Here is a 10,442-nt window from a genome sequence, read left to right on the forward strand (position 1 = left end):
TCTTAAAACCATCAGCCATTAAATCGCCCGGCAAACTCATGCATCATGCCAGCTAATCGCAATAATAACTACTTGCATTGTGCTTCAGCTCTTTTACCATGATGCATCATTGGCTCAAATATCTGACTGGCAGGATGTGTCATGGCTTATAAAACTCCGTTTTCTTCACAATCTCCATTGTCTTCATCAACCCTTCCCCTGACTTTAATCTCTCTGGATGACTGGGGTCTGGTAACCGCAACCGGACCGGATGCAGAAAAATATTTGCAAGGTCAGGTGACAGCAGATATTGCTGCTCTTGCAGCGAATCAACATGTGCTCAGTGCGCATTGTGACGCGAAAGGCAAAATGTGGAGTAATCTGCGTCTCTTTCATCGTGGTGAAAGCCTTGCTTATATTGAACGCCGCAGTGTGCTGGAAAACCAGCTTAAGGAGCTGAAAAAATATGCAGTATTCTCCAAAATTACGCTAGTTCAGGATGAAAATACGGTACTGCTAGGTGTCGCAGGTAAAGGTTGCCGTGAAGCACTAAGCAATATCTTCCCTGCGCTGCCGGATGCAGATAATGCGGTAGTTCAACATGAAGCCACTACTTTGCTCCATTTTACCTTGCCGTCTGAGCGGTTCCTTCTGGTTACAGACACTGTCACTGCTGAACAGCTAACAGAAAAACTTCAAGCTCAACTTAATCACAGCGAACAGTGGTTGGCTCTGGATATTGAAGCCGGTTTCCCGGTCATTGATGCCGCCAACAGCGCGCAGTTTATTCCACAGGCAACTAACCTTCAGGCATTCGCGGGTGGTATCTGTTTTAAAAAAGGTTGTTATACCGGTCAGGAAATGGTGGCCCGTGCTAAATATCGCGGTGCAAATAAACGTGCAATGTACTGGCTGGCGGGTAGTGCTGCCAAAATGCCTGTTGCCGGTGATGATCTGGAATGGCGATTGGGAGATAAATGGCGGAGAACGGGCACTGTTTTAGCTGCGGTTAAATTGAATGATAATCGTATTTGGGTACAGGTCGTCATGAATAATGATATGGAAAGTGATAGCGTGTTCCGAGTCCGTGACGATGAAGAACATTCACTGACCATTCAGCCTCTGCCTTATTCCCTTGTTGAAGAAAAATAATTTATGAGGTTTGTATGTCGTTAGCAGTACCTGCCGTTGATTTTGGCCCTTTTACGGATGTAATCGGTTTTTTGATGGAGCTGGATAAACTGAAAAAAGTTCAGCGGCGCACCAAATTATTAGATAACCACCGCCAGGAAAATTCAGCAGAACATAGCTGGCATTTTGCTATCGCTGCGATGAGTTTTGCGCCGTATGTAAAAGAAGTTGATATTCAGCGGGTTATTCAGATGGCATTGATTCACGATATCGTTGAAATCGATGCCGGTGATGTGATGGTTTATGATTTAGCTGCTCGTGAAGCCATTCATGATCAGGAAGTTAAAGCCGCTAACCGTCTTTTTGGCTTACTACCTGAAACGCAAAAAAATCACTTTATGTCACTTTGGCAGGAATACGAAGCAGGGGAAAGTCAGGATGCCTGTTTTGCTATTACGCTGGATAGATTAATGCCGATTCTGATGAATCTGCATAATAAGGGACAAAGCTGGGTGGAAAACGGTATTCGTCTTGAGCAGGTGATGAATCGCAATCACTTTATTGCCGATGTCTATCCTGAATTGTGGCAATATCTACTGCCACAATTAGAGTCTGCTCAAAAGAAAGGTTGGTTGAAGTAACTTTTTCCCAACAATTTCATACTACAAATTCAGGGCGCCATAGAAAGAATATGGCGCACAAAATTAGTGCGACTGGCCGTTGATAAATATCTTACCAGATATACCTTCATCTCCTGGTTTTCCCTCAGAACCATCTTGACCAGATGCGCCTGGTTGGCCGTTATTTTTTCCGCTGTTCCCGCCTATTCCGCCACTACCGCCTTTCCCACCTTTCCCGCCATTACCACCATCACCTCTATATGACAGAGCATTAATTATTGGCTGACCGTCAGAGAAATTAATATAGATGTTACCACTGTCTCCACCTTTACCCCCATCTCCCCCATCCCCGCCATTTCCTCCAGACCCCCCGTTTCCTCCAGACCCAGGACTACACTTGCTTTTTGTTTTGTTAACATCCCCCCCATTTCCGCCATTTCCGCCATTCCCCCCATTTCCACCGTCACCACCGTGACCACCACGACCACCCAGTGATAGCGCATTAACTAATCCTATAAAAGATTGAACCGTAACAGTGACGTCATTTGCATCTCCAGCTCGTCCACCATTCCCCGCTGATGCTCCCGCAGAACCACTGGTTGCATCTGTACCTGGCGTGGATTGAATGTTGCAGCTGCTTTTACCCTCTGTACCCGTATTACCATTACTGCCATTAATCCCATTATTTCCTTGGCTCCCCTCTGAATTATCGATTCCATCAGTACCTCTATTGACAATACCCTGCTTTTTATCAGTTCCATGTCCTATAACGCTGTTCGCTTCCATGCTACCGTTAGTGCAGTAAATAATTTGACCTCCTTGTTCAAAGATTATCTGGTCATACACTAAGGCAACCGGCTCACCATAACCCTCTTTATCTTCAACAATCACTGGATTATCTGCGGTAATAGTAATACTTTCGCCACTGTACAGCGCAATCTTCATCGGGAAACGTTTAGCATTAAGAATGTCTTCATAATCTTTGACCAAAGTAGAATCACTATAGATATAGGCTCTAAACGCTTTGCATAAATCAATATGATTACCCGTGACATTTGCCAGCCGTTCAGCAGAAAACGGTTCCGGCAATGGATGGTGGGGTTCCATTCTGCCAGGGCCATACTCACTATCAGGCACACCACCGAGTTCCTTCAGCTCTTGTATGGTTTGTACGGTAAAAAATGCAGGAGGCACAGTCGCTGTCTTCGGATCATTAGAAAATATTACCTTGCCGTCAAAATCCGAGGTTTTCAGTTGCTTTGGCTGCCGTTTTACACCAACCAAATCATGATACTGATGTAATACTGCTAAAGTTTCTGCAACAGTTCTTATTTTATCCACGGGAATTCTCCTGAGTTTAAGTTTATACATTTAGGATAATTTCATGTGTCAGTTGTTCATCTGACCAAATTCCAAAGTATCTACCGCTATTACTACCGGTTGTGACACTAAATTGCGCATAGTTAAAATCTTGCCCTTATAGCGAAAACGTCGATTTTCTCTGGCAAAGGATATAGGCGCTTCAACAACAGGTATGCCAGAAAAATAATTCCAATGGGCATTAATTAGGTAAGTATTTATTCACTTTACAGAAAGCGATTGGATGCAATATTTAAATTATACAATTTAATCTTCCACTTTTTCCATTAGTTATAGAGAGTATTTACGTGATATATCACTATCTTTTGATGTGTGCTGATTAAGCGTTTCAATTTTATATTTATCTCATTAGGTATTATTAGGAAATACAAATAAAAACAACGAGTATGATTTTATTTTTCAAAAGCCACAATGAGATAGAAACCTATAGATATTATTGAATAATGAAATTATGAGTGTGATTTAAATTAAGGATGAAAAAGAATTCCTCTTTACAAAAAGAAGACTTTTTTACGAACAAGAATGATTAAAGCAGTGTAAAACAAGTTTAATCTGGCGTATTTACGGTTTTACATAGTAACACTGCAAGTAACCTGATTCGTATTCTGTTAAATCATTCCTTTGGTATTTTTTTATAATCGATGATTTAACTAGTTTATAACAAAGTTTATTTTAATTTGAAAGCATTATTAAAGTCGGTTCTTTTTTAAATATATTATCTTATTAAACTATTTAATATTCTTATTTTTTCTTTTTACAGGGCATATCAGTATTAATAAAACCAGTTGTTTTTCTCATTTTTAACTGATAGATTTATGATGGTCAGGCTTTAAACTGTAATTAAAAGTTATTTTTTAACTTATGGTTTTAATCGGTATAAAGTTTTAACCATTGTTTTTATCTCTTTTAATACCTGCTTTTTATTAAGTTTAATCATCATAGGATATTGTGTTTTACGTTTAACGAACGCTAATCATATCCAATTTTTATCTTTATTGGCACGGCCTTACTAGTAATTTAATGTTTTTTCATTTTTAGTTCTTTATTTAATTCTCCCATTTTCATTAAACTGATAATTAATTTTTTTCGTTTTTATTTATTTTATTTTTTTAGGTTTAAAATCAGAGAGTAACAGATGTGTTAATGGTATTAAAAATAACGCCAATTTCTTTAATAATCTTTAGTGATTTTAAATATTTTCGTGCTTTTTCGCTTAATACGATTAATTCTGTTAAATATTTTAATATAATTTTATATTTTTGCTATTGGATTAATGTTGTCATTTTGTTTTATTAGTCAATTTAAAACTTTTTTCTGCTGCTTTCTCTTTCTATGTCGGCAGAGTATCGAATCTTTTACTCGCTTTAAACAATCCTTAATCACTGCTTTTTATTTTTTTAGTGCGGTAAAAATAATACTCACTTGGATAGTAAAATATAATTTAATCCCATTCTTTTATAAATATTTATAAATCAGAATTAAAAGAAAAAATTGATTTAGCAATAAGCTTTTCTCCACATTTCTTACACATATAATGGCTCTCTTCCCGTAATATCTTATTATGACGTCGCAAAGTCAGCTCATGTTGTTGGCAGCGACAGTAATAAGTAAAAGTTTTACTGCGCACTGAATCGACTTCAAATTTATGTGTTCGGCTAGCTGTAGAACCTAATACTTCTTCCATCATCCAACGCCATTGTTTTCCATGTGGAGGCACTTTGCCAAAATAGCGGTAAACCAATAGGTGAGCCAGTTCGTGGGGGATAACTTCATCAATAAAAGCTTGTTGGTTTTCAATCAATAGCACCGGATTAAGGCGGATTTGCCAATCTTTTATATATGCACTGCCTGCGGAGGTACCACGCTGGCGGTAATTTATCGTAGGTTCTGGAAAATCACGATTAAGATATATGTTTGCCTGTTGCAACTTTTGCCGCAAAGTACGCATAACCGCTTGTTGTAAGGCAACTGGAATTCTGGCTGATTGCATATGTTGAAAATCGAAGAAGGCGAGGGTAGTTGAATGTTAAGAAAAACCTGGTTCAGTTATTCAAACCAGGTTTTTTGCTTTTACATATTGATCGCTGATTGTTTTAGGCCAGCAGCATCACGCAGAATTTCTGCTTTATCTGTCGCTTCCCACGGGAATTGTGGGCGACCAAAATGGCCGTAGGCAGCAGTGTCACGGTAGATTGGATGTAACAGATCCAGCATCTGAATCAAGCCATGAGGACGCAAATCGAAGAATTCACGCACCAGCAGAGTCAGGGTTGCTGTTGAAACTTTTTCTGTACCAAACGTTTCCACCATAATAGAAGTTGGCTCTGCAACACCGATAGCGTAGGAAACTTGAATTTCACAGCGATCAGCCAGGCCTGCGGCAACAATATTTTTTGCGACATAACGTGCAGCATAAGCCGCTGAACGGTCAACTTTAGATGGATCTTTACCGGAGAATGCGCCGCCACCGTGACGAGCCATGCCACCGTAAGTATCTACGATAATTTTACGGCCAGTCAGGCCGCAATCACCCATTGGGCCGCCAATAACAAAACGGCCGGTTGGGTTGATGAAATATTTGGTTGTTGGAGTTAACCACTCAGCAGGCAGAACCGGCTTGATGATCTCTTCCATAACGGCTTCTTGCAGATCTTTCTGATTAATCGTGTCAGAATGTTGTGTTGAAAGGACAACTGCGTCAACACCGACAATTTTGTTGTTATTGTATTGGAAAGTTACTTGGCTTTTAGCATCGGGACGCAGCCACGGCAGTACACCATTTTTCCGAACTTCAGCCTGACGTTGAACCAGGCGGTGTGCATAAGTGATAGGCGCAGGCATCAGTACATCAGTTTCGTTGGTTGCATAACCGAACATTAGCCCTTGGTCGCCAGCACCTTGTTGTAGTGGATCTTCGCGGTCAACACCTTGATTAATATCCGGTGACTGCTTACCAATCGCACTTAATACTGCGCATGAGTTTGCATCAAAACCCATCTCAGAATTAACATAACCAATCTCTCGAACTGTTTGCCGCGTGATTTCTTCAATATCAACCCAGGCGCTGGTAGTAATTTCACCACCAACCATAACCATGCCGGTTTTAACATAGGTTTCGCATGCAACGCGGGCTTTTGGATCTTGTTCCAAAATAGCGTCAAGGACAGCATCAGAAATTTGGTCTGCGATTTTATCAGGATGCCCTTCGGAAACAGATTCAGAAGTGAAAAGGTATGTGGTCATTATATAACGTTACCTTAAAAATATAATTTCAGTTTGGAAACGGATGGATTAACATCTAGATGGCTATTCTAGGGTAATTCTTATCCGTGTTCCAGATTTTTTTAGTTCAAATAGTAATTTTCATCTGCTGACAAATAATTTCTTTGTTTATATGTGAGTTTTGTTCAATTTCATTTTGCAATTTTGTGTAATTGCGAGTATAAACAGCGGCCGTAGTTGGATTCTTTGTGCTACAGATTCGCAGAGAGCTATACAAATAGCTTCTGTTTCTCAATTGAGAAAATGGCTCCTTGGTATGAGTCATGTGTGGGGGTGAATGGGGTAATGAACCATTATCTGCTGATTGCTAATGGCCAACAGCCACACTTGTCGTCGGATATATCCGCGTCTTTTTCCTTTCTTTTCAATATGTCTTTAATTCGATGTTATCTGTTGCCAACAAATAGGCCGGATATGTCGCACAGGCGTATTGTCACTCGGTAATTTTGTCATTGTTTAGTAGTAACTAAACGCTTTTTACAACCTTAAGAGCATGCTGTTCCCTGATATTTCTCAACGCGCGAAATGATGGTGTTTTGAGTTATTTATTAATGACAGGCGAAGGCGAAACTCTAACTCCATTTAGGAGACTGCCATGAATGATAATATCGCTCGTAAAATGCAACAGACTTACAATATTGCATATTGGGGAGGGAGTTACTACTACGTCAATGATCTCGGCAATGTCAGTGTTTGTCCAAACCCTGATTTGCCAGGGGCAAGAATTGATCTTGCGGGATTGGTGAAAAGAGTTCAGGAGGAACAGGAACATTTACGCTTGCCGGCGCTATTTTGTTTTCCTCAAATCCTGCAACATCGTTTGCGTTCAATTAACGCGGCATTTAAACGGGCCAGAGAGTCGTATGGTTATAAAGGCGACTACTTTTTAGTTTATCCCATTAAAGTTAACCAACAACGCCGTGTCATTGAATCACTGGCCAGTTCCGGTGAGCCTTTAGGGCTTGAAGCAGGTTCCAAAGCGGAGCTCATGGCGGTGTTAGCGCATGCGGGGATGACTCGTACTGTAATCGTATGTAATGGGTATAAAGATCGTGAATATATTCGTCTGGCGCTAATAGGTGAAAAGCTTGGTCACAAGGTTTATCTGGTGATCGAGAAAATGTCTGAAATTGCTCAGGTACTGGAAGAGGCTGAACGGCTGAATGTGATCCCGCGTTTGGGTGTCCGTGCACGTTTAGCATCTCAGGGTTCGGGTAAATGGCAAGCCAGTGGCGGTGAAAAATCGAAGTTTGGACTAGCTGCGACTCAGGTACTGCAATTAGTTGAGATCCTGCGTGAAGCAGGCCGGCTTGATAGCTTGCAATTACTGCATTTTCATCTTGGTTCACAGTTGGCGAATATTCGTGATATCGCAACAGGTGTTCGTGAATCAGCCCGTTTTTATGTCGAGTTACATAAACTCGGTGTCAATATTGAGTGCTTTGACGTTGGTGGGGGATTGGGTGTCGATTACGAAGGAACCCGTTCTCAATCTGATTGTTCTGTGAACTATGGATTGAATGAATACGCCAACAATGTCATTTGGGGGATTGGTGATGCCTGTGATGAGCATGGTTTACCACACCCGACTGTTATCACCGAATCTGGTCGCGCTCTGACGGCTCACCATACGGTGTTGGTATCCAATGTTATCGGGGTTGAACGTAATGAATTTACGCAGACGACGCCACCGGCAGAGGATGCTTCCCGCCCGATCGCCAGCTTGTGGGAAACCTGGCAGGAGATGCATTCTGAAGGGAATCGACGTTCTTTACGTGAATCATTGCATGACAGCCAGCTTGATCTGCATGATGTTCATACTCAATATGCACATGGCATGCTGGATTTGACTGAGCGGGCTTGGGCGGAAGAGTTGTATTTGAATATCTGTCGTCGTATTCAGCAGGATCTTGATCCAAGCAACCGTGCTCACCGGCCAATTATTGATGAGCTGCAAGAGCGTATGGCAGACAAATTCTATGTGAATTTCTCTCTGTTCCAGTCTATGCCTGATGCATGGGGTATCGACCAGTTGTTCCCGGTTTTACCGATTGAGGGGCTGGATAAGCCGTTGGAACGCCGTGCTGTGTTGTTAGATATCACCTGTGACTCCGATGGCATCATTGATCATTATGTGGATGGTGATGGTGTGGCAACGACCATGCCTATGCCTGCTTATGATCCTGATTACCCGCCAATGATTGGTTTCTTTATGGTGGGAGCATATCAGGAAATTCTTGGCAATATGCATAATCTGTTTGGGGATACTGCGGCTATTGATGTTTATGTATTTGATAATGGCGAAGTGACTTATAACCAAAGTGAAGAAGGGGATTCAGTCGCTGATATGCTGCAATATGTAAAACTGGATCCTAACGTACTGATGGTTCGTTTCCGTGACCAGGTAAAAAGCGCCGATCTGGATGCCAGCTTGCAAGAGCAATTTTTACTGGAATTTGAAAGTGGTCTTTATGGCTACACATATCTGGAAGATGAATAATCTTCTGGCGTTAATTAAACCTCTTATATACAGATAAGGTTATTGATATCAGTTAAATATTCAGGATATATGAGTATGGGGTTCTTTTAGAGATACCCCCTCTCATCATGGCCTTGAGTATTTATGCTGGAATGAAATAGCTTTGTTCTGTCAGGAGGTTGTTGAGGATATATCATGACAATAAATACCTTGGGCAACCAACAAGATAACTCTTTGGTTTCTAATGCCTTCGGTTTCCTGCGCTTTCCGCTGAACTTCCAGCCGTATTCCAGCGATGCAGAGTGGGTGATTACCGGGGTGCCATTTGATATGGCAACATCAGGCCGTTCAGGCAGTCGCCACGGGCCTGCGGCTATTCGTCAGGTTTCTACCAACCTGGCGTGGGAAAGCAGCCGTTGGCCGTGGGATTTTAAATTACGCGAGCATCTGAACGTTGTGGATTGTGGTGATTTGGTCTTCGACTTTGGTGATGCTCAGAATATGAGTGATAAGTTACAGGCGCATGCTGAAAAACTGCTGGCTTCCGGTAAGCGCATGCTCTCTTTTGGCGGTGACCACTTCATTACTTTGCCTTTATTGCGCGCGCATGCCAAACATTTCGGCAAAATGGCTTTGATTCATTTTGATGCTCATTCTGATACCTATCCAAACGGCAGCAAATTTGATCATGGCACCATGTTCTATCATGCGCCGAATGAAGGGTTGATCGATCCACTTCATTCAGTACAGATTGGTATCCGTACCGAACATGGTCAGGATGATGGTTTCACGGTGTTGGATGCCGCTCAGGTTAATGACCGTGATGTGAATGATTTGGTTGCTCAGATAAAAGAGACTGTTGGCGATATGCCGGTTTATCTGACTTTTGATATCGATTGTCTTGATCCTGCTTTTGCACCCGGTACCGGTACACCGGTAATTGGTGGCTTGACAACCGATCGCGCATTGAAATTATTGCGTGGTTTACAGCCGCTGAATATTGTGGGTATGGATGTGGTGGAAGTTGCGCCAGCTTATGACCAGTCTGAGATTACCGCTCTGGCAGGTGCGACTATCGCGCTGGAGATGCTTTATTTACAAGCGGCTAAGAAGACGATCTAAAATTTTTCTGCTCTGATAATAGCTTTAGGGGAGATAGTCAATAGCTTATAGCGAGTTGTAAATTTATTCCCTAAAGCTCAGGTATATTTGAATCAGTGTAATTCGGGTCATTGGTAAGCCACCAGATGAAAACAGGTGTATCGAGCAGCAAACGTTTCATTTGTCACCTTCAAACATGAACTGAATTTCTCGATCTGCATTAAAAAAATCCTCTTCTATCGTAATAAGATCTTCGAATCCTCCAGGAACTCTGTTTTGTTGGGTGATTGATACAAGCTGGACATAAGGTTTTCCAGCTTTGGCTATAATGACAATTTCACCACCAACAGCCTTATCTGGTGACTGCTCCCCGCCCTGTCGGGCGAGGCTTCCCACTTCCTAGGCCGCAACCGTCTGTGTGACGGATTTACACTGGCCTCCATGGGCAGAAACGACGAGTCCCGCCGCTT

General features: G+C 41.9%; 8 protein-coding genes and 1 pseudogene. 4 read left to right on the forward strand and 5 right to left on the reverse strand.

Annotated features, from left to right (window positions below):
• The first annotated feature begins 141 nt into the window (after positions 1-141).
• Together ygfZ and ABR397_RS14820 are read left to right on the forward strand one after the other, a co-directional pair.
• A complete protein-coding gene (ygfZ, locus tag ABR397_RS14815; protein WP_350306409.1) occupies positions 142-1,131 on the forward strand; it encodes a tRNA-modifying protein YgfZ in 990 nt (329 codons plus the stop codon).
• A 14-nt stretch (positions 1,132-1,145) separates the two neighbouring features.
• Positions 1,146-1,751, forward strand: coding sequence for an HD domain-containing protein (locus ABR397_RS14820; RefSeq protein WP_350306410.1), 606 nt, complete (start codon positions 1,146-1,148; stop codon positions 1,749-1,751).
• A 63-nt stretch (positions 1,752-1,814) separates the two neighbouring features.
• On the opposite strand, the gene ABR397_RS14825 is transcribed toward ABR397_RS14820, so the two are convergent.
• The 3 genes from ABR397_RS14825 to metK all read right to left on the reverse strand — a co-directional run bounded on the left by ABR397_RS14825 (position 1,815) and on the right by metK (position 6,353).
• On the reverse strand, positions 1,815-3,071 hold the full coding sequence (locus ABR397_RS14825) for a hypothetical protein (RefSeq protein ID WP_350306411.1): 1,257 nt from the start codon (positions 3,069-3,071) through the stop codon (positions 1,815-1,817).
• A gap of 1,504 nt (positions 3,072-4,575) precedes the next feature.
• Positions 4,576-5,100: a SprT family zinc-dependent metalloprotease gene (locus tag ABR397_RS14830; RefSeq protein ID WP_350306412.1), complete on the reverse strand. Its 525-nt coding sequence runs from the start codon at positions 5,098-5,100 to the stop codon at positions 4,576-4,578.
• Between the two features lie 80 nt (positions 5,101-5,180).
• Positions 5,181-6,353, reverse strand: a complete 1,173-nt coding sequence (gene metK / locus ABR397_RS14835) for a methionine adenosyltransferase (RefSeq protein ID WP_350306413.1) — start codon at positions 6,351-6,353, stop codon at positions 5,181-5,183.
• 634 nt (positions 6,354-6,987) lie between these two features.
• Between metK and speA the strand changes: the two genes are divergently transcribed.
• Positions 6,988-8,892: a biosynthetic arginine decarboxylase gene (gene speA / locus ABR397_RS14840; RefSeq protein WP_350306414.1), complete on the forward strand. Its 1,905-nt coding sequence runs from the start codon at positions 6,988-6,990 to the stop codon at positions 8,890-8,892.
• Positions 8,893-9,066: 174 nt separating this feature from the next.
• Positions 9,067-9,993 carry an agmatinase gene (gene speB, locus ABR397_RS14845; protein ID WP_350306415.1) on the forward strand — a complete coding sequence of 309 codons (927 nt, stop codon included), beginning with the start codon at positions 9,067-9,069 and terminating at the stop codon, positions 9,991-9,993.
• A gap of 156 nt (positions 9,994-10,149) precedes the next feature.
• Here speB and ABR397_RS14850 read toward each other — a convergent pair whose 3' ends face one another.
• Positions 10,150-10,368: a prevent-host-death protein gene (locus tag ABR397_RS14850; RefSeq protein ID WP_350306416.1), complete on the reverse strand. Its 219-nt coding sequence runs from the start codon at positions 10,366-10,368 to the stop codon at positions 10,150-10,152.
• A gap of 3 nt (positions 10,369-10,371) precedes the next feature.
• Positions 10,372-10,442, reverse strand: a pseudogene (locus ABR397_RS14855) (RNA-guided endonuclease InsQ/TnpB family protein); the annotation flags it as partial.

The sequence above is a fragment of the Photorhabdus viridis genome (assembly GCF_040256935.1).
In the GTDB taxonomy this organism is placed as follows: domain Bacteria; phylum Pseudomonadota; class Gammaproteobacteria; order Enterobacterales; family Enterobacteriaceae; genus Photorhabdus; species Photorhabdus viridis.